This is a genomic window from Amycolatopsis umgeniensis (assembly GCF_014205155.1).
Taxonomy (GTDB): domain Bacteria; phylum Actinomycetota; class Actinomycetes; order Mycobacteriales; family Pseudonocardiaceae; genus Amycolatopsis; species Amycolatopsis umgeniensis.
On the sequence record NZ_JACHMX010000001.1, the window covers coordinates 1,120,341 to 1,146,783 of the forward strand.

The 26,443-nt window shown below is 67.8% G+C and carries 21 protein-coding genes and 1 pseudogene; 12 read left to right on the plus strand and 10 right to left on the minus strand.

Annotated features, from left to right (window positions below; all coding sequences use genetic code 11):
• The first annotated feature begins 95 nt into the window (after nt 1-95).
• Together HDA45_RS04825 and HDA45_RS04830 are read left to right on the plus strand one after the other, a co-directional pair.
• The gene (locus HDA45_RS04825) at nt 96-710 is read left to right on the plus strand and encodes a GntR family transcriptional regulator (protein WP_221471014.1); all 615 of its coding nucleotides are present in this window, start codon (nt 96-98) and stop codon (nt 708-710) included.
• Nucleotides 707-1,702 carry a 1-aminocyclopropane-1-carboxylate deaminase gene (locus HDA45_RS04830; protein WP_184892212.1) on the plus strand — a complete coding sequence of 332 codons (996 nt, stop codon included), beginning with the start codon at nt 707-709 and terminating at the stop codon, nt 1,700-1,702. The genes HDA45_RS04825 and HDA45_RS04830 overlap by 4 nt, the downstream gene beginning before the upstream one ends.
• Nucleotides 1,703-1,761: 59 nt before the next feature.
• Here HDA45_RS04830 and HDA45_RS04835 read toward each other — a convergent pair whose 3' ends face one another.
• Genes HDA45_RS04835 through HDA45_RS04845 form a run of 3 tightly spaced genes read right to left on the minus strand, consistent with a single transcriptional unit; the run spans nt 1,762 to nt 3,844 of the window.
• Nucleotides 1,762-2,145, minus strand: coding sequence for a RidA family protein (locus HDA45_RS04835; protein ID WP_184892214.1), 384 nt, complete (start codon nt 2,143-2,145; stop codon nt 1,762-1,764).
• Nucleotides 2,142-2,906, minus strand: coding sequence for an IclR family transcriptional regulator (locus HDA45_RS04840; protein WP_184892216.1), 765 nt, complete (start codon nt 2,904-2,906; stop codon nt 2,142-2,144). Before HDA45_RS04840 ends, HDA45_RS04835 begins: the two co-directional genes overlap by 4 nt.
• Nucleotides 2,903-3,844 carry a sugar kinase gene (locus HDA45_RS04845; RefSeq protein WP_246481071.1) on the minus strand — a complete coding sequence of 314 codons (942 nt, stop codon included), beginning with the start codon at nt 3,842-3,844 and terminating at the stop codon, nt 2,903-2,905. The genes HDA45_RS04840 and HDA45_RS04845 overlap by 4 nt, the downstream gene beginning before the upstream one ends.
• Before the next feature lie 150 nt (nt 3,845-3,994).
• Between HDA45_RS04845 and HDA45_RS04850 the strand changes: the two genes are divergently transcribed.
• Genes HDA45_RS04850 through HDA45_RS04885 form a run of 8 tightly spaced genes read left to right on the plus strand, consistent with a single transcriptional unit; the run spans nt 3,995 to nt 13,998 of the window.
• Complete coding sequence (locus HDA45_RS04850; RefSeq protein ID WP_184892221.1) at nt 3,995-5,299, plus strand: amino acid deaminase; 1,305 nt, start codon at nt 3,995-3,997, stop codon at nt 5,297-5,299.
• A gap of 33 nt (nt 5,300-5,332) precedes the next feature.
• Nucleotides 5,333-6,928: an N-acyl-D-amino-acid deacylase family protein gene (locus tag HDA45_RS04855; protein ID WP_184892222.1), complete on the plus strand. Its 1,596-nt coding sequence runs from the start codon at nt 5,333-5,335 to the stop codon at nt 6,926-6,928.
• Nucleotides 6,925-8,313, plus strand: a complete 1,389-nt coding sequence (locus HDA45_RS04860) for a GntP family permease (RefSeq protein ID WP_184892224.1) — start codon at nt 6,925-6,927, stop codon at nt 8,311-8,313. Before HDA45_RS04855 ends, HDA45_RS04860 begins: the two co-directional genes overlap by 4 nt.
• 27 nt (nt 8,314-8,340) lie before the next feature.
• A complete protein-coding gene (locus HDA45_RS04865; protein WP_184892226.1) occupies nt 8,341-9,471 on the plus strand; it encodes a lactonase family protein in 1,131 nt (376 codons plus the stop codon).
• 12 nt (nt 9,472-9,483) lie between these two features.
• The gene (locus tag HDA45_RS04870) at nt 9,484-10,767 is read left to right on the plus strand and encodes an extracellular solute-binding protein (protein ID WP_184892228.1); all 1,284 of its coding nucleotides are present in this window, start codon (nt 9,484-9,486) and stop codon (nt 10,765-10,767) included.
• Nucleotides 10,768-11,727: an ABC transporter permease subunit gene (locus HDA45_RS04875; protein WP_184892230.1), complete on the plus strand. Its 960-nt coding sequence runs from the start codon at nt 10,768-10,770 to the stop codon at nt 11,725-11,727.
• Nucleotides 11,718-12,584 carry a carbohydrate ABC transporter permease gene (locus HDA45_RS04880; RefSeq protein ID WP_184892232.1) on the plus strand — a complete coding sequence of 289 codons (867 nt, stop codon included), beginning with the start codon at nt 11,718-11,720 and terminating at the stop codon, nt 12,582-12,584. Before HDA45_RS04875 ends, HDA45_RS04880 begins: the two co-directional genes overlap by 10 nt.
• Nucleotide 12,585: 1 nt before the next feature.
• Entirely contained in the window at nt 12,586-13,998 is a 1,413-nt protein-coding gene (locus tag HDA45_RS04885) for a beta-N-acetylhexosaminidase (RefSeq protein ID WP_184892234.1), read from the plus strand.
• A 214-nt stretch (nt 13,999-14,212) separates the two neighbouring features.
• Here the strand turns inward: HDA45_RS04885 and HDA45_RS43005 are convergent, their stop codons facing one another.
• The gene (locus HDA45_RS43005; RefSeq protein WP_343071982.1) at nt 14,213-17,788 is read right to left on the minus strand and encodes a glycosyltransferase; all 3,576 of its coding nucleotides are present in this window, start codon (nt 17,786-17,788) and stop codon (nt 14,213-14,215) included.
• Nucleotides 17,789-17,971: 183 nt separating this feature from the next.
• On the opposite strand from HDA45_RS43005, the pseudogene HDA45_RS42270 reads away from it, so the two are divergent.
• Nucleotides 17,972-18,304, plus strand: a pseudogene (locus HDA45_RS42270) (toll/interleukin-1 receptor domain-containing protein); the annotation flags it as partial.
• 1,183 nt (nt 18,305-19,487) lie between these two features.
• Here the strand turns inward: HDA45_RS42270 and HDA45_RS04895 are convergent.
• Nucleotides 19,488-20,588: a glycoside hydrolase family 183 protein gene (locus HDA45_RS04895; protein WP_184892236.1), complete on the minus strand. Its 1,101-nt coding sequence runs from the start codon at nt 20,586-20,588 to the stop codon at nt 19,488-19,490.
• 67 nt (nt 20,589-20,655) lie between these two features.
• On the opposite strand from HDA45_RS04895, the gene HDA45_RS04900 reads away from it, so the two are divergent.
• On the plus strand, nt 20,656-21,909 hold the full coding sequence (locus HDA45_RS04900; protein ID WP_184892239.1) for a choice-of-anchor Q domain-containing protein: 1,254 nt from the start codon (nt 20,656-20,658) through the stop codon (nt 21,907-21,909).
• 67 nt (nt 21,910-21,976) lie between these two features.
• On the opposite strand, the gene HDA45_RS04905 is transcribed toward HDA45_RS04900, so the two are convergent.
• From HDA45_RS04905 to HDA45_RS04925, 5 genes are all read right to left on the minus strand, one after another.
• Nucleotides 21,977-22,525 (minus strand): snapalysin family zinc-dependent metalloprotease, encoded by a 549-nt coding sequence (locus HDA45_RS04905; protein WP_184892241.1) that lies wholly within the window; start codon nt 22,523-22,525, stop codon nt 21,977-21,979.
• Between the two features lie 153 nt (nt 22,526-22,678).
• Nucleotides 22,679-23,629 (minus strand): zinc-binding dehydrogenase, encoded by a 951-nt coding sequence (locus HDA45_RS04910; RefSeq protein WP_184892243.1) that lies wholly within the window; start codon nt 23,627-23,629, stop codon nt 22,679-22,681.
• An 18-nt stretch (nt 23,630-23,647) separates the two neighbouring features.
• A complete protein-coding gene (locus HDA45_RS04915) occupies nt 23,648-24,013 on the minus strand; it encodes a MerR family transcriptional regulator (protein WP_184892245.1) in 366 nt (121 codons plus the stop codon).
• A gap of 37 nt (nt 24,014-24,050) precedes the next feature.
• Nucleotides 24,051-24,719: a response regulator gene (locus HDA45_RS04920; protein WP_026466669.1), complete on the minus strand. Its 669-nt coding sequence runs from the start codon at nt 24,717-24,719 to the stop codon at nt 24,051-24,053.
• A complete protein-coding gene (locus HDA45_RS04925) occupies nt 24,716-26,320 on the minus strand; it encodes an ATP-binding protein (RefSeq protein WP_184892247.1) in 1,605 nt (534 codons plus the stop codon). The genes HDA45_RS04920 and HDA45_RS04925 overlap by 4 nt, the downstream gene beginning before the upstream one ends.
• Nucleotides 26,321-26,443 lie beyond the last annotated feature (123 nt).

Consider the following 26,443-nt stretch of genomic DNA (forward strand, 5'->3'; position numbering starts at 1 on the left):
TTCAAGCCCGACCCAAAACGCGCCTCTATCCTTCAGGCTAACTGACAGCTAACATTTCAGATGTGAGTGGGTTAGCGAAGGTGCCGAGGTCCCTCTTGAGGGACGAGGCCTACGAGAACATCCGCCGGGCCATCATCGACGGGACGCTGCCGCCGGGGGCGAACCTGCGCGACGGCGACCTCGCCGATCAGCTCGGCTTGTCGAGGGCGCCGGTGCGCCAGGCGCTGCTGCGCCTCATCGAGGACGGCCTCGTCGAGTCGAAGCCGCAGAGCTATACGCGCGTGGCCGGGTTCGTTCCCGACGACGTCCGTGACGCGTTGCAGCTGGTCCGCGCGCTGCACGAGCTCGCGGTCCGGACGGGTGCGCCGCGAATGGGACCGGCGGAGGTCGCGGCGATGCGTGTGGCCAACACCCGGTTCGCCGACGCGATCGCCGCCGGGGACATCGCGGCCGCGATCGCCGCCGACGACGAACTCCACGACGTCCCGGTGGCGGCGGCGCGCAACCGGGCGATCGCCGCGACGCTGGACCGCTACACACCTCTACTCCGGCGTCTCGAATATGCCCGCTTCGGCTCGCTGCCGGCGCACCGGTCGATTCAGCGCCACTCGGAGCTGGCCGACGCCATCGAAGCGGGCGACGTCGACGCGGCCTGCTCGAACACCGCCACCATCTGGACCGAACTCGAAGCCCTCTTGGAGACGTCATGACCCTCGCCGACTTCCCGCGCTACCCGCTGCTGTTCGGCCCCTCCCCCGTGCACCCGCTCGAACGGCTCACCGCCCACCTCGGCGGCGCCAAGGTCTGGGCGAAACGCGAAGACGTCAACTCCGGGATCGCGTTCGGCGGCAACAAGACGCGGAAACTCGAATACCTGGTCGCCGACGCCCTCGCCGACGGCGCGGACACGCTGATCTCCATCGGCGGCGTGCAGTCGAACCACACCCGCCAGGTCGCCGCGGCCGCCGCGCGGGCCGGGCTCCGGGCCGTGCTGGTGCAGGAAAGCTGGGTCGACTGGACCGACCCGCTGTACGACAGGGTCGGCAACATCCAGCTCTCGCGCATCCTCGGCGCGGACATCCGGATGGTCGAGGCCGGGTTCGGCGTCGGTTTCAAGGAGAGCTGGGAGAACGCGGTCAAGGAGATCGAAGCGGGCGGCGGCAAGCCGTACGCGATCCCGGCAGGCGGATCGGACCACCGCCTGGGCGGGCTCGGCTTCGCGAACTGGATCGTCGAACTCGAAGCGCAGGAGGCCGAACTCGGCGTCTTCTTCGACACGGTGGTCGTCTGCTCGGTCACCGGCAGCACACAGGCCGGGATGGTCGCCGGGGCCGCGCTTTCGGGGAAACCCAGGCGGATCCTCGGCATCGACGGTTCGGCGAAACCGGCCGAGACCCGCGACCAGGTCACCCGCATCGCCCGCGCCACCGCGGAGCTGATCGGCGCCGGAGAGATCGGGGACGTCGAACTGGACGAGCGCTATCACGCGGGGATCTACGGCATCCCCGACGAGTCCACTTTGGACGCGATCCGGACGCTGGCGCGCCTGGAGGGTGTGCTCACCGACCCGGTGTACGAAGGCAAGTCCATGGCGGGCCTGATCGACCTCGTTTCCCGTGGTGAGATCTCGCGGGACTCGAACGTGCTCTTCGCGCACCTGGGCGGGCAGCCCGCGCTGAACGGGTACACGAGCGTGCTTTAGCCCTCGTGAGGGGTGAGGATGGTCAGAACCCGTCCTCACCACTCACGAGGTACGCGGGATCAGTCCACCACGGCCAGGACGTCGATCTCCACCAGCAGTCCGGCGGGCAGGCCGACGTACACGGTGGTGCGGGCCGGGTGCGGCGCTTCGCCGATCAGCTTGTTGTAGACCTCGTTGAACACGCCGAAGTGGTCGACATCGGTCAGGTACACACGCACCATCAGCGCGTCGCCCAGGCTCGAACCGGCGGCCTCGAGTACGGCTTCGATGTTCTTGAAGGTCTGCTCGGTCTGCTCGCCGACGGTGTCGCCGACGATGGCGCCGGTGGCCGGGTCGAAGGCGACCTGGCCGGCCACCTGCAGGATGTTGCCCTTGCGGACCGCCTGCGAGAACGCGGCCACCGGCTTCGGCGCGTTCTCCGTGCTGATCGCGGTCTTGCTCATTCCAACTTCCCCTTTCGGTTCCCCGTCCATCCACTGTGGACGGAAGCTTCTTCGGTGGCGGCGATGAGCTCGGGCACGAGCCCCATCAGTCCGTCGTAGTCGAGCAGTACCTTCGGCACCGACACCGACGCGGCGGCGAGCACCACGCCGCCCGGGCCGCGGACCGGCGCGGCGATGCAGTGGATGAAGTCCTCGTGCTCGGCGTTGTCCACCGCGTAACCGCGGTCGGCGACGAGATCCAGTTCGGTCCCGTAGGCGGCCGGGGTGGTGATCGTGTTCGGGGTGCGGACGAAGAAGTCGATCCGCGAAACCACGTCCGCGCGTTTCTCCGGTGTCATGGCCGCGACGAGCACCTTGCCGACGGCGGTGCAGTGCAGCGGGGCGCGTTTCCCGATCCGGGAGTACATCCGCACCGAATGCCTGCCCTCGAACTTGTCGATGTAGACGACCTCTCCGTCCTCATAGGACGCGAGGTGCACGGTGTGCCCGGTGCTCGCGTTGAGCGCGGCGAGCGCGGACTGCGCGGTGCGGCGGACGTCGCGGTCTTCCAGCGCCTGCTGCGCGAGGTCGAAGAGGGCACTGCCGAGCCGGTAGTGCCGCTGTCCCTCCCTGCGCACGAAATGGTGCGACTCCAGGGTGCGCAGCAGCCGCAGCACGGTCGACTTGTGCACGCCGATCTCCTCGGCGAGCTGGTCGAGGGTCTTCGGCTCGCGGGCGAGCCCGCCCAGCAACGTGAGAGCCCTGTCCAGGCTCTGGCTCATACGCTCACCAATCCCTTGTCCGTCAGCTTCGCCGACGCCCATGCTGCCGCATCCGCCCCCAGGAGCGTTTCGATGACGGCTTCGGGCAGCGGCGTCCCCACGTCGTCGTGGGTCAGCAGGGTGGCGGCGGCCTGCAGGTGGCCACGCCGCAGGCGGGTCGCGGGGTCGTCGCCGCGCAGGGTGGCGGCGAGGAAACCGGCCGCGAAGGCGTCGCCGGCACCGACCGGCTCCACGACGTCGACCCGCAGCGCGGGCGCGAAAAGTGGCGTTTCGTCGCCGTCGACCAGCGTCACCCCGCGCTCGCCGTGCTTGACGACCAGCGTCTTCGGCCCGGGCAATGCGACACGCAGCCGCTCCGGGTCGCCGGTCCCCCACACTCGCTCGGCCTCGTCGTCGCCCGCCAGCACGATGTCGGCGCGGGCGGCCAGCCCGGCCAGCACCGACGGGTCTCGCCCGGTCCACAGCGCGGGCCGGAAGTTCACGTCGAACGACACCAGTGTGTCGCCGCGCGGCCGCTCCAGCAGGGCCCGCACCAGGTCGAGACAGCCGTCGGACAGCGCGGGCGTGATCCCGGACAGGTGGATCACGCGGATCCCGTCGAGATCGAGTTTCCCCAGGAGTCCGGCGTCCATCCCGGACGCGGCCGAGCCCTTGCGGTAGTAGCGCACGGGACTGCCGTGCGCGCCGCTTTCCTTGATGTAGAGCCCTGTCGGCCGCGTCGGATCGACCATGACCGCGCTGACGTCCACCCCCGCGGCGGCGATCTCGCGCACCAGCGCTCGGCCGAACGGATCGTCGCCGACGGCGCTCACCCACGCGCTGGCGAACCCCAGCGCCGGGAGATGGCAGGCGACGTTCGATTCGGCTCCGCCGATGGTCCGCACCCACTTCCGTACCTCGTCGGGCGGCCCTGGTTCGGCCGGTACGAACAAGGCCATCGACTCCCCGATGCACAACACGTCGGGCGCGCTTGTCACTTCCGCGTCTCCTCATCGTCACGCCGTTGACCTCCAGCGGACCGGATGCTACACCTATCCCACGCAATATGCGCAACGTCCGTTGCAACATACGCAACCGAGGTGGACCTCATGTTCGAAGCCGGCACCATCGATCCAGCCGCGGTCGCGGCCGTCCGGGAGGAGCGCGTCGACTGGCGCTTCCGCTCGGTCGCGCCTTCGCTGTCCGGTCTCACGATCGGCGAGGCCGCCGCCCGCGGCGCGAAGCTGTTCGAAGACGGCTTCCTGGGCCCGTTCGTGGTGCTCGACGAGGAAGCCGTCGAACACAACCTCCGCACGATGGCCGAATGGTGCGCCGCGCGTGGTGTCGCGCTGGCCCCGCACGGCAAGACGACGATGGCGCCGCAGCTGTTCGAGCGGCAGCTCCAGCACGGTTCTTGGGGCATCACCTGCGCCAACGCCGGACATCTGCGGATCTACCGGGCTTTCGGCGTCTCCCGGATCCTGCTGGCGAACCAGCTGCTCGACCCGTCGGGGTTGAAGTGGCTCGCCGCCGAACTGGACGCCGACGAGGACTTCGAGTTCGTCTGCTGGGTCGACTCGGTCCGCGGTGTCGAGCTGATGACCGAGGCCCTTCGCGGCGCCCGGCGCAAGGTGGACGTGCTCGTCGAACTCGGTGCCGAGGGCGGCCGGACCGGCGTCCGCGACACCGAGACCGCGCTCGCCGTGGCCGAAGCCGCGCACGCGAGCCCGGCCCTGCGGTTGCGGGGCTCCGGCGGCTACGAGGGCGCGCTTTCCCACCACACCGACGAAAAGTCGCTCCGGCTGATCAGCTCCTATGTGGACGGTCTACGGAAGCTCGTCTTCGCCTTCGACGACAAGGGCCTGCTCGACGACGCCGGTCAGATCATCGTCACCGGCGGCGGCAGCGCGTACTTCGACCGCGTCGCCGACGAGCTCACCAAGGACTGGGGCGGCCTGGACGTCCTGCCGATCCTGCGCAGCGGCGCCTACGTGACCCACGACGACGGCTTCTACCGGGTGATCTCGCCGCTGGGCGAACACCCGCGCATCGGCGGCGTCGCCTCGTTCCGGCCCGCGCTGCGCGCTTGGGCGCAGGTGACGTCGAAGCCGACGGACGAGCTCGCCCTGCTCACCATCGGCAAACGGGACGCCTCCTTCGACGAAGGAATGCCCGAGCCCCGCCTGATCCGCAAGGGCGACGGACCGCCGTCCGCGCTCGAAGGTCACGCCATCCAGAAGATGAACGACCAGCACGCCTTCCTGAGCCTGCCGCCCGGTTCACCGGTCGAGGTCGGCGACTGGATCGCACTGGGTCTTTCGCATCCGTGCACCGTCTTCGACAAATGGCCCCTCATCCCGGTCGTCGGCCCCGACGGCGAGACCGTGCTCGATTTCGTCCGCACGCATTTCTGATCCGTCCTCCACCGCCGCAGAGGAAGAATCGCCATGGACATCGTTGTCCGCTCCGCACTGGTCGCCGACGGCACCGGGGATCCGCTCACCAGGCACGACGTGGGCATCACCGACGGCCGCATCGCCAGTGTCGCCGAACCCGGCTCGCTCGCGGGCCGCCGCACCATCGACGCCGAAGGACTCGTGCTCGCGCCCGGGTTCATCGACATGCACTCGCACTCCGACCTCCAGCTGCTCGCCAATCCGGATCACCTCGCGAAGCTTTCGCAGGGCGTCACGACCGAGGTCCTCGGGCAGGACGGGCTCTCCTACGCGCCCGTGAACGACGAGGTCCTCGCCGCGTTGCGCCAGCAGCTCGCCGGGTGGAACGACGACCCCGCCGGCTTCGACTGGAACTGGCGCTCGGTCGGCGAGTACCTCGACAGGCTCGACCAAGGGGTCGCGGTCAACGCGGCCTACCTGATACCGCAGGGCACCGTCCGCATGCTCGCGCTGGGCTGGGAAGACCGGCCCGCGACCGAAGCCGAGATGAACGCGATGAAGGAACTCATCGCGACCGGTCTCGCCGAGGGCGCGATGGGCATGTCCTCCGGGCTCACCTACACACCGGGCATGTACGCGACCACCGAAGAGCTCGTCGACCTTTGCCGGGTCGTCGGCGAGCGCGGTGGTTTCTACAGTCCGCACCACCGCAGCTACGGCAAGGGCGCGCTTGAGGCGTTCGGCGAGATGGTCGACGTCTCCCGCCGTTCGGGCTGCCCGCTACACCTCGCGCACGCCACGATGAACTTCTCGGTGAACAAGGGCAAGGCGCCCCAGCTGCTGGAGCTGCTCGACCAGGCCCTGGAAGACGGCTGCGACATCACGCTGGACACCTATCCCTATCTTCCCGGCGCCACGTACCTTTCCGCGCTGCTGCCGAGCTGGTCCACCGAAGGCGGACTCGACGCCACGCTGACCCGGCTGTCCGATGTGGACACCCGCGAGCGGATCCGTGCCGAGATCGAGGAGACCGGTTCCGACGGCGCGCACGGCGTGCCGATCGACTGGGAGGCCATCGAGATCAACGGCGTCCGCCGGGACGAGAACTCCCATCTGGTCGGGCATTCCGTGGCCGCTTCGGCACAGCGGGCCGGGAAACCGGCCGCGGAGCTGTACTTCGACGTCCTGCTCTCGGAGAAGCTCGGCACGTCCTGCCTGATGCACGTCGGGCACGAGGAGAACGTCCAGGCGATCATGCGGCACCGCACGCATACCGGCGGCAGCGACGGGCTCCTCGTCGGCGCCCGGCCGCATCCCCGCGCCTGGGGTACATTCCCGCGCTACCTCGCGCGCTACGTCCGCGAACTCGGCGTCCTCGACCTCGCCGAATGCGTCTCCCATCTCACCGGCCGCGCGGCGGAACGCCTGCGGCTGAGCGACCGGGGTCTCGTCCGCGCGGGCTACGCGGCGGATCTCGTGCTGTTCGACCCGGAAACCGTCGCCGACACCGCCACGTTCGACGAGCCGCGGCAGCAGGCCGCCGGTATCCCCTATGTCTTCGTCAACGGTGTCGCCGCCATCGACGATGGTCAACCGACCGGCGCTCTCGCCGGCCATTCACTGCGGAACCCCGGGAGTGCCCGATGATCGACTGGCTCCAACATTCGACGGGAGGTCTCCTGACCCTCGCCGCCGTCTCGATCGCGGTCTTGTTGTTCCTCATCATCAAGGTCAAACTCGAGCCCTTCATCGCCCTGATCGTGGTCGGCCTGCTGACCGCGCTGGCCGCGGGCCTGCCGGTCGGGCAGATCGTCGGCTCCGCCCAGCAGGCGTCGAATTCCCTGCTGGAAAAGGGTTTCGGCGGGATCCTCGGGCATATCGCGGCGATCATCGGGCTCGGCACGATCCTCGGGTCCATTTTGGAACGTTCCGGTGGGGCGAAGGTGCTCACCAGCGCGCTGCTGAAGGCCATCGGTGAGAAGCGGGCCCCGCTGGCGATGGGTCTGGCGGGTTTCGTCTTCGGTATCCCGGTCTTCTTCGACATCGGCATCTTCGTGCTGGCGCCGCTGGTCTACGTCGCCGCCAAACAGGGCGGCCGTTCGCTGGTGCTGTACGCGTTGCCGCTGCTCGCCGGTCTTTCCATCACGCACGCGTTCCTTCCCCCGCACCCCGGCCCGGTGGCCGCGGCGGGCCTGCTGCACGTGGAACTCGGCTGGATCATCCTGATGGGCCTGGTCTGCGGCATCCCGGCGTTCCTCGTCGGCGGTGTGGCGTACTCGACCTGGATCGGCAAGCGCATCGACGTCGCCGTTCCCGACGAGTTCCTGGTCGCCGAGGAAGAAGGCGAGAAGGAGGAGAACCCGCCCTCGCTCAAGCTGGTGGCGGCGATCATCGCGGTCCCGCTGGTGCTGATCCTCGCCGGGACCTTCGGCAGCATCTGGCTTCCCAAGAACTCCGCGCCCGCCGGTGTCGCGGCGTTCATCGGCACCCCCGCGGTCGCGCTCACGATCTCGGTGCTCCTCGCGTCGTGGCTGCTGGGCCTCCGTCGCGGCTTGACGGGCAAGGACTTGAGCGAGCTTTCCGCGAAATCGCTCCGCCCGGTCGCGATGATCCTGCTGGTGGTCGGCGCGGGCGCGTTCTTCGGTGCCGTGCTGTCCGCGACCGGTATCGGCAAGGCCGTCGCGGGTTCGCTGGACAACGCCGGCCTGCCGGTCATCCTGGCGGCCTACGTGATCAGTTGCGGAATGCGGATCGCGCAGGGTTCGGCGACCGTCGCGATCGTCACCACGAGCGGTATCGTCGCGCCGACGGTGGCCACTCTCGGCTACTCGCAGATCCAGCTCGCGCTGCTGGTCGTGGCGATTTCGGCCGGGTCGATCATCGCTTCGCACGTGAACGACGGCGGTTTCTGGATCATCTCGCGGTACTTCAACATGACGGTGCCGCAGACCCTGAAAACCTGGACCGTCTTGGAAACCGTCCTTTCCGTTTCCGGTTTCGGCGTGGCAGCATTGCTCATGGCAGTGGTTTAAACCACCTGAAAGCTGGGAGAGATCACGATGACCGGACTCGATCGACGCACTTTCCTCGGCGCCGTCGGAGCGGCTGGACTCACCACCGTTCTCGGTTCCCACCTCGCGAACGCTTCCGAACAGACCTGCGGACCGAAGGGAACCGGAGCCATCTACGTCAGCAGCTACACCAGTTCCGGGCACGGACTCGATGTCGCTCACCGGGACGCGACGACCGGCGCACTGGTCGTCGACAGGACGATTCCGGGAATCAGCAACGCCTCCTGGTTCGACATCAGCGCCGACCGGAAGACGCTGTATGTGACCAATGAGGACGAGAACGGCCAGATCTCCGCGCTCAGCCTGGCGGATCCGGCGAAACCCAAGCTGCTCAACAAGAAATCCGCGAAGGGCCAGCACCCGACGCATCTGAGCGTCCACTCGAGCCAGAAGTACGTGCTGGCCGCGAACTACAGCAGTGGCAGTGTCGTCGTCCTCCCGATCCTCGCGGGCGGGAAACTCGGCGACGTCGTCGATCTGGCCCAGCACAAGGGTGCCGAGCGAGCCGCGCACGCGCACCAGGTGGTCAACGATCCCACCGGCAAGTGGGTGCTCTCGGTCGACCTCGGCGCGGACTCGGTCTATGTCTACAAACTCGACGTCGCCACCGGGAAGCTGAAGCTGATCCAGCAGCTGAAGCTCCCGTCGGGCGCCGGGCCCCGGCATCTCGCGTTCCACCCGAACGGCAAGTACGCCTACATCCTCGGCGAGCTCCGGGCCGAAGTGACCGTCGCGGCGTGGAACCCGGCCACCGGGAAACTGGCCGCCGGACAGGTCGTCGCGGCCGTTCCGGCGGGCACGCCGGGCGCGCAGTACCCGGGCGAGATCACCACGTCCAAGGACGGCAGGTTCGTCTACGCGTCCGTGCGCGGTTCCGACACGATCGCGTCGTTCGGCGTCGGCGAGGACGGGAAGTCCTTGAAGCTGCTGAACAACACTCCCGTGGGCGGGGTATACCCGCGCCACCTCACCCTGGATCCGACCGAACGCTGGTTCTACGTCTCCAGCGACAAGTCCGGCACGCTGAGCTGGCTGCCGCGCGATCCCGCCACCGGTCTCCCGGGGGCCGTCGCCGGAAAGCTGGCGCTCCCCCAGGTCAATTCCGTCTTTTTCGCTTAAGGAGAAAATCCCATGAGAACTCGCGTCCTCATCGCGGGCCTCGCGGCGCTCGGCCTCGTCGCGGGCTGCGCGCCTGCCCAGAACACACCGGCCGCGAGCGGCGGTGACGAGAAGACCGGCACGGTCCGGGTCTGGCTGTTCGACGAGGCCAACCGCGCGCCCAAGGAGGCCGCGGTCAAGGAGGCGATCGCCGAGTTCAAGGCGGCGCACTCGGGCGTCGAGGTCGACGTCCAGTGGATCCCGGTGGAAGGCCGCGCGGACAAGTTCTCCGGCGCCTTCAACGATCCGGCGAGCGCGCCGGACGTCGCCGAGTTCGGCAACACCGACGTCTCCAGCTACGCCGCCACCGGCGCGCTGGCCGACCTGACCGGCGATCTCTCGTCGTGGAAGGAAGGTTCCGACATCCTTCCCGCCGTCCTGGAGACGGCGAAGTCCGGTGGCAAGACGTACGGGCTTCCCTGGTTCACCGGTATTCGCGCGTTGTACTACCGCACGGATCTCTTCGCCGAACTCGGCCTCAAGCCGCCGACGACGCTGGCGGAACTGACCGAGACCGCGAAGACGATCCGCGCCAAGAAGCCCGAGCTGTACGGCATCTCCGTCGGTGGCAAGTACACCTACGCGATGCTGCCGTTCCTGTGGGCGCACGGCGGCGAGATCGCCAAGCAGGACGGCGACAAGTGGAAGTCCACTGTGGACTCCGAGCAGGCCAAGGCGGGCGTGACGGCGTACGCGAACCTGCTGAAGGCGGACATCTGCCCGCCCGAGCAGTGCGCCAACCTCACCGGGACGCAGAGCATCACGGCGTTCGCGGGCGGCAAGGCGGGCATGTCGATCGGTGGTGACTTCAACCGCAAGGCCGTCGAAGCCGGTCAGGTGAAGGGGAAGTACGCGATCATCCCGATCCCGGGCACCGAGGCGGGCAAGATCGCCCCGGCGTTCTCGGGCGGGAACCTGCTCGGCGTGTTCAACGCGACCAAGCGCAAGAGCCTCGCTGTCGAGTTCACCGAACTGCTCGGTGGCGCCAAGTACCAGGAGAAGATGTACATCGCCATGGGCAACCTGCCCACGCTCGGCAGTGTGCAGCAGAAGGTCGCCGCGAGCGACCCGTCGGTCAAGCCGTTCGTCGACACGCTCACCGCGGGCACGAAGTTCGTCCCCGCCACCGCGGCGTGGTCGAAGATCGACGCGCAGAACGTGCTGCCGACAGCGATCCAGCAGATCGCGACCGGCGGCAAGGACCCCGCGGCCGCGCTCGCGACCGCGGCCGCCGAGATGAACAAGGCGTTCGGCTAAGTGGTCACGAAAGAAGCCCCCCGCACCACGGCTCCGGCCGTCCCGGCACGGCGTTCACCCCGCCGTCGCCGGGACGGGCGGGCCGCCCTGCTCTACCTGGCGCCCGGCGGCATCCTGCTGCTCGCGATGCTGGTGTACCCGATCTACCAGCTCGTCCTGATCTCGTTCTACGACTACGGCCAGCCGCAGGCGGTCGGCAACGCGCCGCTGGTGTTCCTGGGCTTCCAGAACTACACCGACCTGCTGGAGAACGTGCAGTTCTGGGAGGTGCTGGCCAAAACCCTCGGCTTCACCGCGGTCTGCGTCGTCGGCAGTCTCGCGCTCGGGACCGGGGTCGCCGTCCTGGCGACCCGGGTCCGCACCTGGGCGCGGGTCCCGCTGTTCCTCGCGGCGCTGGCCGCGTGGGCGACGCCGGCGATGGCGGGCTCCTACGTCTGGCTGTTCCTGTTCGACGCGGACTTCGGCCTGGTCAACGAGGTGCTCTCGGGCCTCGGGTTCACCGGGATGGCGAACCACTCGTGGACCTTCGACACGTACAGCACCTTCGGGCTGGTGGCCGCCGAGGTCATCTGGTGCTCGTTCCCGTTCGTCATGGTGACGATGTACGCGGGGATCAAGGGCGTGCCGGAGGAGGTCATCGAGGCCGCGTATCTCGACGGCGCGTCGACCTGGCGCACCACGTGGTCGATCACGCTGCCGATGGTGCGGCCGCTGCTGACCATCGCCACCATCCAGTCGATCATCTGGGACTTCAAGATCTTCACCCAGATCTACGTGATGACCAACGGCGGCGGCGTGGCCGGGCGCAACCTCGTGCTCAACGTCTTCGCCTATCAACAAGCCTTCGCCGGACAGGAATACGGTCTCGGCGCGGCGCTCGGAGTCGTGATGACCTTGCTGCTGCTGTCCATCACCGGGCTGTACGTCCGGTCGCAACGCCGGAGCGCGGGATGGGTGTGACCGCAAGACGTCGAGTTCGAAAGCCCGGCAGGCTGATCGCCGAGATCGTCTGCGTGGTGATCGCGGGGATGGTCGCGTTCCCGGTGTACTGGATGGTGCTTTCGGCGTTCAAGCCCACCGGGCAGATCCAGGCGGAGAACCCCCGCCCCTGGACGCTGACGCCGACGCTCGAGCACTTCGAACGGGTGCTGAGCGGCGAGGGTTTCGCGATGTTCTTCCTGAACAGCGTGATCGTGGCCGTCGTGGTGGTGGCGCTGTCTCTGCTGCTGTCGTTCCTCTCGGCGGTGGCGCTGACCCGGTTCAACTTCAAGGGCAAAACCGTCCTGCTGGTGATGGTGCTGGTGGCTCAGATGGTTCCGGTCGAAGCGCTGACCATTCCGCTGTTCTTCCTGATGCGGTCGGTCGGCGACGTCGCGCCCGCATTCGGCACCAACCACCTCGGCTCGCTGATCCTGGTGCACCTGGCGTTCAGCCTGCCGTTCGCGATCTGGATGCTGCGCGGCTTCGTCGCCGCGGTTCCGCAGGAGCTGGAAGAGGCGTCGAAGATCGACGGGGCGAGCCGGATGCGGTTCACCTGGCAGATCCTCTTCCCGCTGGTGGCGCCCGGACTGGTCGCGATCAGCGTGCTGGCGTTCATCCACGCCTGGAACGACTTCCTGTTCGCCAAGACGTTCATCATCTCCAACACCGAGAATCAGACGCTCCCGCTGGCGATCCTCGTGTTCTTCAAACCGGAGGACACCGACTGGGGCGCGGTGATGGCGGGTTCGACCCTGATGACCATCCCGGTGCTGGTGTTCTTCATTCTCGTGCAACGACGACTCGTGTCCGTCATGGGCGGCGCGGTGAAGGGCTGACATGCCTGGCTTCGAAACTCTGCTCCCCCGTCCCGTCTCGGTGGAACCGCTGCCGGGAGAATGTCCCGCACCGTCCGAAGTGGACGTACGCACCGACGCCGGCCTGCCCGCCGAGGGCTACCGGCTGGAGATCGACCCGTCCGGCGTGACCCTGCACGCGGCCGACGCGGCGGGCGAGTTCTACGGCCGCCAGACGCTCCGGCAGCTGATCGGGCCGGACGCGTTCCGGGCCACGTCCATCCACCAGGGACCGCGGACGATCCCGTGCGGAGTGGTGACCGATCATCCGCGCTTCGGCTGGCGCGGCTGCCTGCTCGACGTGGCGAGGAACTTCCGGACCAAGGCCGAGGTGCTGCGGTTCGTCGACCTGCTCGCCGCGCACAAGCTCAACGTGCTCAACCTGCACCTGACCGACGACCAGGGCTGGCGGATCGAGATCCCCGAGTTCCCCAGGCTGACCGAGGTCGGCGGCTGGCGGAAGTCGTCCATGGTCGGGCGGCACGACGGACCGGAGCGCGACGGACGGCCGCACGGCGGGTTCTACTCGGCCGACGATCTCCGTGAGATCGTCGCGTACGCCGCCGCGCGTGCGGTGACGGTGGTCCCGGAGGTCGACATCCCCGGGCACGCACGCGCCGCCATCGCCGCCTACCCCGAACTCGGGCCGGAAACAGCCGAGCCATGGGAGGTCTGGACGAGCTGGGGTATCAGCACGTCACTGCTGAACACGGAGAAGTCCACAGTGGACTTCTTCAAGAAGATCTTCGACCACGTGCTGGACATCTTCCCGTCCGAGGTCATCGCGCTCGGCGGCGACGAAGTGCCCGGCGCGACCGAAGAACACGGCTGGTTCGTCCGCGAGATCGCGCAGCATCTGGTCGAACGCGGACGTCGTCCGCTCGGCTGGGACGAAGTGCTCGAGGCGGGCGACCTGCCGCCGATGGTCATCGGCTCGTGGCAGAGTGAGGCGGCGGGTGCGCGTGCCGCCGCCGCCGGTCACGACGTCGTCATGTGTCCCGAGGACCACGTGTATCTGGATCACCGGCAGTCCGACCATCCCGACGAGCCGATCCCGGTCGGCTATCTGAGCACGCTGGAGAGCGTCTACGCCTACGAGCCGGTGCCCGCCGATTTCCCCGAGGAGAAGACGATTCTCGGCGCGCAGGCGCAGGTGTGGGCGGAGCATCTCGACACCGTGCGGCGGGTGGACTACGTCGCCTTCCCGCGTCTGAGCGCCTTCGCCGAGGTGGCGTGGAGCGACCCGGCGGGGCGGGACTACGCGGAGTTCCTGCCGCGTCTGCGGGACCACCACCTGCCCCGGCTGGACGCGCTGGGCGTCGAGTACCGGCCGCTGGAGGGCCCGCATCCCTGGCAGACGCGGCCGGGAGTGCCCGGACGGCCGCGACAGAGGTAAGTGATGGACATGGGATGGGCCGCCGCAACCGGCCCATCCCATGCCGCCGTGGCCCCTTCATCCCTCCAGGCGTCCACTGTGGACGCTTTCGATGACTGGGTGTTCTGATTTGACAGTCACAGAGAGGCCGCGTGAAGGCCCCCTTCGCCGCGCTAGACGCAATGAAGGAGCCCAGCTCGATCGATCAGACCGGCGAGCTACGTGGCATTTGCCTTCATCCCCCATTGTCGCCGCGAACTTCTCGCATTGCTTTCAGCAGCGTATCGGCGGCCATCGACCAGGTGCGCCTTTCCGCCATCTCCGCACGCAGCAGCCTTGCCATCCCGAACGAGGGCTTCGGATTGGCGAGGACGGCCGCGATCGCGTCTCCCCAGCGCAACGTGTCCTTGTACTCCTCTTCCGTGACCGGGATCAGCTTGTTCGACAGATCCACCGACAGATCGGATTGCTCTTCGGAGAGCAGGAGGCCCAACCCGCTTCGCTTGCTGATCAGCGTCGGCACCCCCAGCTTGATCGCCTCCAGCCCGACCAGTCCGAACCCTTCTGAGCGGGAGGGCATGATGACGACGTTCGCACGGTGCAAGTCCTGTCGCAAAGCTCCGCTGTCCGGAGAGTACGGTCGTGGGACCACCCGAAGGGAATCGGTGCCCGCCCAGGATTTGACTTCGTGGATCAGGCGCTCGGAGTCCTCTTTCTCCGTCCCGCGAAGCACCAGTTCGACTTCAGGTTCGTTCGCGCCTCTCTGAGCCAGCACATGCCCCAAAGCCCTGGCCGCGATATCGACGCCTTTGATCCGCGCCTCTTGGTGCCCCAGCCGCCCCATCAGCAGCACGCGAACCGTGTCGCTGAGCACCGGAGTTTCCGCGACATCCTCGGAGACGTCGAACCCCGGGTCGAGGCGCACCACTTCCGGTCCTCCGGAACCACGCAGATGGTCCCGCAGGTTGTTGCTCAGCGCCGGCCCGACCCCGATCGCCAGATGCGCCTTTTTCGCTATTTCGATCTCGTGCCTGCTGCGCTCGTCAGCACGCGCGGCCGGGTCGCCGTCCAACCTCCGTTTGTCGACTTCGACTCGATCGGAGACGACATGCAAGAAATGCAGGAGTTTGGCGTCCCGGTAGTGGTCTTCGACGAGCCACAAGGCCGCTTCGCCGGTCTTACGGCCATGCCCGATCACGAAATCAGGGGCGATCGGCGGAGTGACGACCGGTGGCCGGGACAACGCGGTTTCCGCCGCTCCCAACGCGGAAGGCGGATGCACCAGATGGACGCCTGCCGCGGCCGCGTCGCGCCGCTCATCGTCACTGGCGCTCGGGACCGAACAGTAGACTTCCGCACCTTGGGCCACGAGTGCTTTGCAGAGCTCACGGTTGATGGTGCTGATGCCGCCGCCGTGCCGCGAGACCCACTCCGTGTTGACAGCCAGCACACAAATCCGCCCAGGTTCGGCGACGGCCACCGCGGGCCGGGGCTCGTCCCCTCTCGGCTCCTCGTAGTCCTGCTGTAGGTGAACCACCTGCTCGCCGCGGAGCCGCTCGACGTCCGCGACCGCCCCGACTTCGTTGTACAGGGCGATCGCCGCCGCGCGATGCGCGTCGGCGTCGACCAGTCGGCCTTGCCCGGCCGCCGCCCGGCCGAGGCCCTCGTAGGCCACAGCCTCTTCTCGCTGCGCTTTACCCGATCGAGCACGGTCGATCGCGGTCCGGTAATGAGCCGCCGACACATCGAACTCGCCCAAGAGCAATTCCGTTTCAGCGAGGTGAGAGATGAGCTGCGCGATATCACCGTCGCGAAAGAGAAGTTCCTGGTAGTCGTTCAACACCTTCTCGAAGTTCGCCTTCGCGGCGACCAGCCCACCTAGCCGAAGCTCGCACCGCGCGATGCAATCGAGCGCGATCGCCGCGTTCGATCGCTGCGCCTGATCGTGGTAAAAGACCCAGGCGCGTCGCGACAGGTCCAGTGCCTGGTTGAAGTCACCTCTCTCGTAAACGAGCCAGGCCCGGTTGGCCCCGACGTTCATCTCTCCGAACCGATCGTCGACGGCGGAGAACTCCGTCTGGGCGCGTGAGTACAGCTCCATCGCCTCGTCCTTGCGGCCGAGTTGCATACTCGCCAGACCGAGGTTGTTGAGCACGATGGCGACCGCTCGATGATCGCCGGTACGTACCGCCGCCTCCATCGCCTGCTCATAGCAAGCCGTCATCAGTTCCCACTGCTTGGTGGCGTAGAAGTAGCCTCGAAGGCAGTAGGCGAACTGCCAGCAGGCCTTGTCCTCACGCCGTAAGGCCATTTCCTGGATCAGGGGGAGGAAGTTGTCGACTTCACTCTCCATCCACATATTCGCCGAGTAGCCATCCGGGAACAGCGGTGTCTCCACCGACGGAGACACCAGATCGAGCTCCAGCCGATAGCGGTGCTCGTCGATATGGGAATCCGCCGCCGCGGCGGCGTGCAAGAAGTACTCGAAGAGCCTGCCCCTTGCCGAATCCTCCTCGGGAACGGACAGGAGTTCGGCGTCAGGACGGCGCAGGTGATCCCGTAGCACGTCGTGCAGGCGGTACGCGCTATGGGAATGACGTTCGAGCATCCCCGCTCTGATCAGCTCGTCCAACAGGCCTTCGGCCGCGGTGGGCGAGATTCCCGCCAGTGCCCCGGCAGCCCACGCGTCCACCCGAGGGCCTGGATGCGCCGCCATGAGCTGCAGCATCGCCAGTTGCCCGTCGGACAGCGTGGCGCAGGAGGCCTCCAGAACCGCGGTCACGCTTCGCAGCCCATCGGTGAATTCATGGTGACGAGCCGCTTGATCGGCGAGGCGGGCGGCCACGTCCTCCAGGCGCCGGGCCGGGTTGTCCCGGAAACGCGACGCGACGATGCACACGGCGAGAGGGAGCCGGTAGCACATCTCGGTCACCTTCCGGACGACCGCCGGATCGCTCCTCTCCGTCGTCGTCCCCAGTTCGGCGACCGAGGTGAACAAAGCCACCGCGTCGGCTGGTTCCAGGGCCCGGACGTGCTGGTGCAGGGCGGCGTCCAGAACGGTCAGTGGCTGACGGCTGACGATGATCACCGCGGACCTGCCGTTGGGCGGGCGTAAGGCGTGCACCTGCTGGGCACTCGACACGTTGTCGAGCATGACCAGGACTCGGCGGCCCGCGAGCTTCTGCCGGAGAAGGGCGGTCCGGTCCTCCTCGCTCGGTGGTACCAGCTCACCGGGTACCCCCAGCCGCCGCAGGACACGGACGAGTGCCTCGTCCTTCCCCAAAGGCTGACTGTCCGGGTTGTAGCCCTGCATGTCGAGGTAGATGCAGCCGTCCGGGTAGTCGTGATGGAGCCGCTCGGCCACCCATAGCGCTATCGCCGTCTTGCCGACACCGGCCATGCCGTAAAGCACGCAAACTCGCGGCAGTCGGCTCGGCTCGACAGGGCGGAGATGCCGCTCGAGCGCCCGCGCCTCGACGTCGCGGCCGATCAGCCTGCGTGGCCCGGCCGGCAGGTCACACGGAGGTTCGAAACGGGCACGCCGTTCGTCGACGGCCAGGACCGCGGCCGCCTGCGCCAACTCGTCACCGGTGCCCAGGACGCGATCACAGGCGGCGGCGAAAGTGGTCGTCGGTGGTGCCACCCCGTGCTCCACGCGACTTATCTGCGCCTTGCTGTAGTGGATCAGATCCCCGAACGCTTTCAGGGACAAGCCGGCCCCGATGCGCAGCCCCCGCACTCTCGCCCCGAATGCTTTTCGATCCACCGCTGCCCCTCTTCTCGCGGTCACGCGTACTACTCGAGCGTTCACCCATGGTCAGGCAAGCCACCTCGGCGAAAGCCCTCCCCGAGCCGTTCACCCGTTACAAAACCCGATGGGAACGATGGAACGGCACGACAGGTCGCGTCGACCACTACACATGGTGAAGTCTTTGGGGAGAAAAGACCACTGGATGACACCTGTGCCAGTGTCGGCTGAGAGGATCCCACGAACTTGTCCGATGCGATCTACGACGTCTTCCTATCGTTCTCCGGTGACGATAGGGAAGACGGGCGCGCTCTCGCGGAGCGGCTGCGCTCGGCGGGGTTGCAAGTCTTCCTCGACGAAGATGGAATCGCGCGCCGCGACAGCCTTACGGAGCGCATCGGGCTCGCTGTACAGGGGTCGAAAACGCTGGTGGCGTACTACTCCGCGGGCTACGGCAGCAGGCCCGCATGTCAGCATGAACTCATGACGGCCTTCCTGGCCGCTCAGCGGGAAGGCACCGTCCGGCAGCGGATCCTGGTGATCAACCCTGAGCCTGGGACGGATCATATTCACCCGATCGAACTGGCGGACACCAAGTTCGCCCGGGCCCAAGTGGGCGTTGCCGACCTCGCTCACTGGATCGCGGGGACCGCACGCGAGTTGGAAGGCCCCATCGGCCCTCCTCCCCCTTCCGAGAAACATCTGTGGCCTTTTTGGCTGACTCGTCACGTCCAGGGGTTCCTCGGACGGCACCGCGAACTTTGGCACCTCCACACGGAACTCCACGCCAGTAAGTACCCGGTCATCAGAGAACGCGCCTACGGCTCCTTCGTGTCGCTCTGGGGCTCCCCCGGCTCGGGGAAGACCGCCCTCGTCGCGAACTACGCGTGGCGGTTCAGGGACGCGTTCCCCGGTGGGGTCCACTGGCTGAGCTTGGCCGAAGCCGACTCACACCCTGATCGGCTTCACTCCGTCTATTGCGGCGAACTCCGGCGCGCCGGTCGTGAGCTCGGCATGGACCTCGGCTCCGTTCCGGACGAGCTGCTTCCCTCGACCGTGGCACGAACGCTCGGCAAGTCCGGGGAAGCCAGTCTGTGGATAGTCGACGACCTGCCCCGTGGCTGCGGCGCCAAGCACCTCGCGCATCTCGTGCTGCCCAGCGGTAGCGGAGCGCACACGGTGCTCGTCGGACAGGATGACGCCTTCCAAGGCCATCTGCCCGTCATTCGAGTGGGGCCGCTGTCTTCGGACGAAGCCGCCGAGCTGCTGGATTCGTACCGGAAAGCTCAAGACGAAGTAGACAGGAAGAGTCGCAAAGATCTCGTCCAGAAACTGGACGGCAATCCGGGGCCGTTGATCGCCCTCGGAGAACATCTCAGAAACAACGAGGGGTTCTCCTCCTATCCCAGTGTCGGAGGCGACCTTGCCGTCGAGGGGAAGCTGCGCGATGAAGTGTTCAGGGGTGCCCGGCGGGTGGTGGACCTCATGAGCACTGACGAGATCGCGCTTCTCGCCTTCATTTCCCGTGCCGACCAGTACGAGTTCCCCAGTGAGGTGATCGCGGCGGTGCCGAGCTTCGCCACCGTCGACGTCGCAGCGGTATTGCTCGGTCTGCGCAGCCACTCGGTGGCGGTCCGCGACACCCTGTGGCAACTCGATCCCTTGGTGGCGGAAGCGGCCAGGGAACGCCACCGGGCGCTCGGCGTCAAAGCGATCCCGCAAACAGAAGTCACCGACTTTCGGGTCGAGGTCGCCAAAGCTCTCAAGAAGACGAGCGGGCCGCGAAAGGACCGTCGGACCGCGGCGGTCGAGGCCAGTCGACCTCGACGAATCGTGGCCGGTATATCCGCACGTCGGCGATGTTGTCGCCGTGGTCCAGGCTGTTCACGTTGTACGACACCGTGAGTTTCCCCGGACGACTCAGCTGTGGATGTGCCGTCGCGTCGTAGACGATGCGACGGTCACTCGCTTCCGGCGCCCGGTGGAGGACGACAGGAGCGCCGAACGGGCCGGTCGGCGTACTCGCCGTGTACGCGAGCATCACCGGGCTGAAGCCGGGGCTGGTGTCCATGGTGATCAGCACGTACTCGCCACCGACCCGGGTCACCGAGAACGCCGTCCCGATCCCGGACAGCATCCGGACGGAGTCCTCCTCGCGGGACGACCAGCCGAAGCCGCTCCAGAACTGCCATGGCCCGCGAAGGCCCCCGATGGGCACCCTGGCGAGCCGGAGGTGTCCCTGGTCCGCACCGTAGACATAGGTGTAGCCACCGTTTTCGAGCAGTTCCGATCCCCACGCGACCTGGTCGCCGACCGGGATGACCAGCAGTTCTGACGGTGTCAGCGCGGGCAGCCGGAAGGTGGCCAGCGAGGTCCCGGTGCCGCGGAAGTCGAGTCCGCCGGGTCCTGTTGTCCTGTACCGGTTGTAGAGCACCCGAAGGACATCGCCTTCGACGACGCCGTCCCCGACCCAGTAGTGCTCACCGGAGCCCGCGAGCCCGATCAGCGGCTCAGGGTCCTCGGCGGTGCCACCGTGCAGCGTCTCCCCCAGCGTGCCGTCGGCCCGCTGGACGACCAGGGTGTTGCGGGCGATCGGGCTGTCCGGCGGGCGGCTGTGATCGGGGTTCACCTTGCCGAGGAACGTGTCCGAGAACAGCCACGCGGTGCGGCCGTCCGGCAGCGGGACCGACACCGTGCGATCCCCGCCTGTCCAGTGTCCGCCTTGATCGCCGTAACGGCTCCAGAGTTCGTTCAGCCCGGCGGCGGGGGCCTCGGGCCGCGGCGCGGGCGCGATCCCGCTGCTCGCCATCATGGCGCTGAGCAGCAACAAGGCCACCACGAGGATCCGCGACGGCCGGCGCATCCGATCATGCTAGAGCCGCCGAGGTCTTTGTACGAGCCTTGTGCGGCAGAGGGTTACGGTGCGCGGAATGTCCTGGAAACTGCTTTCCGTGAGTGTGCTCGCCGCTTTCGCCTGCACCGGATTCACGACGGCCGAAGCCGCTTCGAAGACCTACTACGTCGACCAGGTCTCCGGCAGTGACACCGCAGGGGGCACTTCACAGCAGACCCCGTGGAAATCACTGGCGAAGGTCTCCTCGACCACGTTCGCCCCCGGTGACACCGTGTTGCTGCGGCGAGGCGGTGCCTGGAGCGGCGGTCTCGCCGTCAAGGGCTCGGGTGTCACCATCGGCGCGTACGGCACCGGCGCCCGCCCGATCGTCAAGGGCAACCCCGAAGCGTGCGTCGACCTGCCTGGCAACGACAACGTGGTGCGGGACCTGCAGATCGGCGTCGCGGCCGACGCCGGACGCTGCTCGTGGGCCGGGGTGAAGGTCTCCGGCGACCGCAACAAGGTGCTGTCGAACCTCATCACCGGGGCGGGCGCGGGCGTGTACATCGCGCCGTCGGCCGACCACACCGAGGTCACGCAGAACGACCTCGTCGACAACAACCACATGACCGTCGTGACCCCGGGTGGCAACGACGATTCCGGCGCCTTCGCCGTGCTGGTCCAGGGCAACGACTCCGACATCGGCTGGAACCGGATCAGCGGCTCGATCGCGAAGTCCGACGACTTCGGCGGCCTCGACGGCGCCGCGGTCGAGATCTTCTACGGCTCCCGCAACGTCATCCACCACAACATCTCCGAGGACAACGAGACCTTCACCGAACTCGGCACGGACACGAAGGATCCCGACGGCGTCTCGACCGGCAACGTCTTCGAGTACAACGCGATCTTCGGCGCCAAGACGCGCGGCGGGATCATCACGCGCGGCGCCGAGGACGGCAACGGGCCGGTGCTGGGAACGGTGTTCCGCAACAACTCGCTCCGGCTCTCGAACGCCGAGTCGGAGGGTTTCGTCTGCTACGGCGGCTGCACGAACCAGATGCTGAAGATGACGCAGAACGTCGTCCAGGCGGCGTACAAGGTCGGCTACGCGGACACGACCTTCACCGCGACCGACCACAACGTCTACTTCGGCGGGCTCCGGCAGTTCACGGCGGGGACGACGGACAAGGTGGCCGACCCGAAGTTCACGTCGGCGACGAGCCTCGTCCTGAAGGCGGGGAGCCCGGCGATCGATCTCGGCACCACGAAGTACGACGACCGCGACGTCGACGGGAATCCCGTGTACGCCGGTGCCCGGGTGGACGCGGGCGCCTACGAGTTCCAAGGCTAGAACGCCGTGAAGGCCTCCTTCCCCACTCTCAAGGTAGGGAAGGAGGCCTTCACGGACCGGCGAAGCGTCAGTAGTTGTAGATGCGCTGCATGGCGCCGGCTGCCATCAAGCCGTTGGCCCACAGCGAGTTCACCCGGGAGACCTCCTGGGCGTTCGGCTTCGCGTTGGTGCAGGACGGGCCGGGGCCGCCACCGGACATCAGTTCGGAGCACGGGCCCTGGTAGTTGTCCGGCAGGCCGAGCGCGTGGCCGGTCTCGTGCGCGGCGATCCGCGTCTGGTCGTACTGCTGCGCCTGCGAGTAGTCGATGAAGATGGTGCCGCGGCCGTGGCCGTCGGTCTGGGCGTACGAACCCCGGGGGTCGTTGCCCTCGGTGTAGCGCAGGGTGGCCCCCGACGAGCTCTCCTGCAGCTTCACGTTGGACACCGAGTTGTTCCAGTTCGCCGCGCCCGCCTGGATGGCGGCACGGAAGCTGGGCGCTCCCGAAGCGTCGTAGTAGACCGTGGTCGCCGCCGCGGTCTGCTGAGCAGGCTCGACCGCAGCGGCCTGACCCGCGGTCACCGGAACGGCGAGCAGTGCCAAGCTCACGGACGCGGAGACGAAGAACTTCCTTGCCATGGACCCACTCCTTGTGAGGACAACGGAATGGTTGGTGAATTTAGGAGCCTCGGCCGAGACTGGGCACCGACTTTCGTCGCGTCAGCCAGCTGGTGATTTACCAACACTTTCGCACTATTGACATGCACGCCTTCGCATACGACTATGTCGCGCTCACGGCCTCAGCACGAGCTTGCCGACCGTCGACCGCGCCTCCAGTTCCGCGAGCGCCTTCGGCCCGTCCGCGAGGTCGTACACCGTCGGGTTCCCCGGTGTGCAGACACCGGCGGCGATGAGCACCCGGAGCTCGTCCAGCAGGTCCGCGAAGATCTCGGGCGCTTGCTCGATCAGGACGCCGAGATGCAGGCCGATGACGTGGATCTGATGCCGGAAGTTCAGGTCCCGGTTGGTGATCGCGACCTCTCCCCCGGCGACGCCGTAGACCACGACCCGCCCGGTGACCCGCTTGGCGGCGGCGAGACTCGCGGCGAAGGTCGCTCCACCTGCCGACTCGAGCACGAGGTCGACGTCCTCCGTCTCCACGCCGTAGTCGAGGACGCGGTCGGCACCCAGCGCCCGCACCAGATCGTGCTTGCCGGGCGACGCGGTGCCGATGACGGTCGCGCCGTAGTGCTTGGCCAGCCGGACCGCGGCCTGGCCGACCCCGCCCGCCGCCGCCCGCACCAGTACGGTCTCACCGGAAGCCAGCCGCCCCAACGGTTTGAGCGCGGCGAGCGCGGTGACCCAGTTCAGGATCAACCCGGGAGCCCGCTCGTCCGGCCAGCCCTCGGGAACCGGGACCGCACCGGCCGCGGACATGACCATGTACTCGGCGAAAGCGCCGCCACCGGTCCCGACGACGTGATCACCGAGGCGCGGCGAGGTCACGCCCTCTCCCAGGCCGACGACCTCACCAGCGGCTTCGAAGCCGGCGACGTAGGGCGCTTCCGGGCCGCCTTCGTAGGTGCCCCGCGTCTGCATGACGTCCGCGAAGTTGACACCGGCGGCGGTGACCTTCACCAGGATTTCGCCTGGTCCCGGCGACGGAACGAGGGCGTCGGTGATCAAATGCAGGTCTTCAGGACCGTTCGCGGAGTCCTGTCGCAAAGCGCGCATCGAAGTCATGTCCGCACGCTAAAACCCTCACTCTTGCGTGAGGGTCAAGTCGCGAAGGTACGCGTCGAGCGCATCGCGATCGCGCGTCATGAGCGCGATCCGGCGATCGAGTACGTCCCGCTGCCGCGCGACCTCGCCGATCATGTACTCGCACGGCACCTTCGGCCGAACCTCGTCGGGATCGTCGAGATACGGCAGGATCTCGCGGATCAGCCTGGTCGGCAATCCGGCGTCGAGCATTCCCCGGATCCGCACCACGGCCTCGACCGAGCCGTCGCGGAAGTCGCGGTAGCCGTTGTCTTCACGGCCGGGCCGGATAAGGCCCTCTTCCTCGTAGTAGCGCAGCGCGCGGACGCTGACCCCGGTCTTCCGCGCGAGTTCGCCGATCTTCACCTCGCCCACGGTAGCCGCCGGGGCGCGGTATAGGCCGTTATACGGTTTTCGGTTTGTACCAGACCTCGGGTCGGCCGACCTGGCCGTAGCGCGGTTCGCGCTGGGCGAGGCCGTTGTCGGCCAGGTACTCGAGGTAGCGCCGCGCGGTGACCCGGGAGGCGCCGATCGCGGTCGCGGCGGCCCCGGCGGACAGGCCGTCCGCGGCCGAGGCGAGGACGTCGGTGATCGCCTCCAGGGTCTGCCCGCTCATCCCCTTCGGCAGTGCCTGCCGCTCGGTGGTGCGCAAGGTGCCGAGCGCGCGGTCGATCTCGGCTTGCCCGGTGACCTCGCCCGAGGCGCCGTGGAACTCGGCGTAGCGCTCGAGTTTCTCCCGCAGGGAGGCGAAAGTGAACGGTTTCAGCAGGTACTGCACCACTCCGACGGACACCGCGGCCTTGACCAGCGCCAGATCACGCGCCGAGGTCACCGCGATGACGTCGATCGGGAGACCTGCCGCGCGCAGCGACCGGCAGACCGCGAGCCCGTGCGTGTCCGGAAGGTAGAAGTCCAGCAGCACCAGGTCGACGGGCTCGCGTTCGCAGAACCGCAACGCGTCACCGCCGGAGTGCACGACGCCGGACACGGTGAACCCGGGCATCCTCTCGACGTACACCCGGTGCGCGTCGGCGGCCACGGGTTCGTCCTCGACGACCAGCACCTTGATCATCGTGTCGGCTCCTTCGGCGGCAAGCGCACAGTGAACACCGCGCCCTCTTCGCGGCCGACGTCGATGATCCCACCGTGCCGCCGCACCGCCTGACCCACCAGTGCCAACCCGAGCCCGTGACCGTCTTCGGGTTTGGTGGACCAGCCGCGCCGGAAGACGTCCTCGACGTCGTCCACGCCGGGGCCGGTGTCGGCGACCCTCAGCAGCAACCCCTCGGCATCGGATCGGACGGTGACTTCGACCCCGGGACGGCCGCCGTCGCCCGCGTTCCCCGCGGCCGCGTCGATCCCGTTGTCGACCAGGTTGCCGAGGATGGTCACCAGGTCTCGTGGCGGGATGCCGGTGTCCGAGTCCTCCATGACGGTGTCGGGCGTGATCGTGAATTCGACGCCGCGTTCACTCGCCTCCGCCGCCTTGCCCAGCAGCAACGCCGCGAGCACCGGTTCGGCGACCGCGCCGACCACGCGGTCGGTGAGTTCCTGCGCCAGCGCGAGTTCTTCGGTCGCGAACTCGACGGCCTGTTCGGGGCGGCCGATCTCGACCAGCGAAACGACGGTGTGGAGCCGATTCGCCGCCTCGTGCGCCTGCGACCGCAGCGCCTCGGCCAATCCGCGCACCGTGGTCAGTTCACCGGTCAAGGCCTGGAGTTCCGTGTGGTCGCGCAGGCTCACGACGGTGCCCATCGCCTCTCCCCGCGAACGCACGGGCGCCGTGCTGACGACGAGCACCCTGGCCTCGGTGAGGTGGAGTTCGTCGGTGCGCTCCTCCCCCGAGGTGAACGCCTCGACGAGATCTTCGGGAATGTCCAATGCGGACAGTTCCCGGCCGACCGGATCATCGGCGACGCCCAGCAGCGCGCGGGCGCCGTCGTTGCACAGCACCACCCGCCCGTCACCGCCGACGAGCAGCAAGCCCTCGCGCATGGAATGCAGGACGGCTTCGTGGTACTCGAACAGGTTGCTCAGTTCCTCGGGCGCGATCCCCCTGGTCTGCCGCCGGAGACGGGCGCTGACCAGGTAGCTGCCGATCCCGCCGACCACCAGTACCGCCGCCGCGACCCCGATCAGCGGCCACAGGCGTTCGCGGAGTTCGGCGTCGATCGCCTCGACGGTGATACCGACCGAGACCAGCGCGACGACCTGTCCTCCGGTGCCGAGGACCGGGACCACGACACGTTCGGACGGTCCGAGCGAACCGGCGTAGGTCTCGACGACCTTCCCACCGCGCTGCGCCTCGCCGATGTTCCCGATGAACGGCTGTCCGATCAGCTCCGGATTCGGGTGGGTGTAGCGGATCCCGTGCTTGTCCATGATGGTCACGAAGTCCACGCCCGTGTCCGCGCGGACACTCTGCGCGAACGGCTGCAACGTCCGGCTGGGCTCCGAAGTGGACAGTGCGGCGAGTACGCCCGGCGCGTCCGCCACCGCTTCGGCGACGGCGGTCACCTGATCCCGCGCCCGGTCCCCGGTGGCCTTCACGGAGTCCAGATAGGCGAAGGTCAATCCCGCCGCGACGAGCACGAAAAGCACCACGAGCTGCAGAATCAGCAGCTGGCGGGCGAGACTTCCGCGCCTGGTCCGGATCCGCGTCGTCGAGGGCACCCGCCCATACCAGCACACCGGCGTACCGGCCGCTCGATCCGCCCGGCCGGAATTCCCCGGAAACCACTCGCGCGAACTCAATGAACACAACCGTGACCCAGCTCACCTGCCCGGGTGATAGTG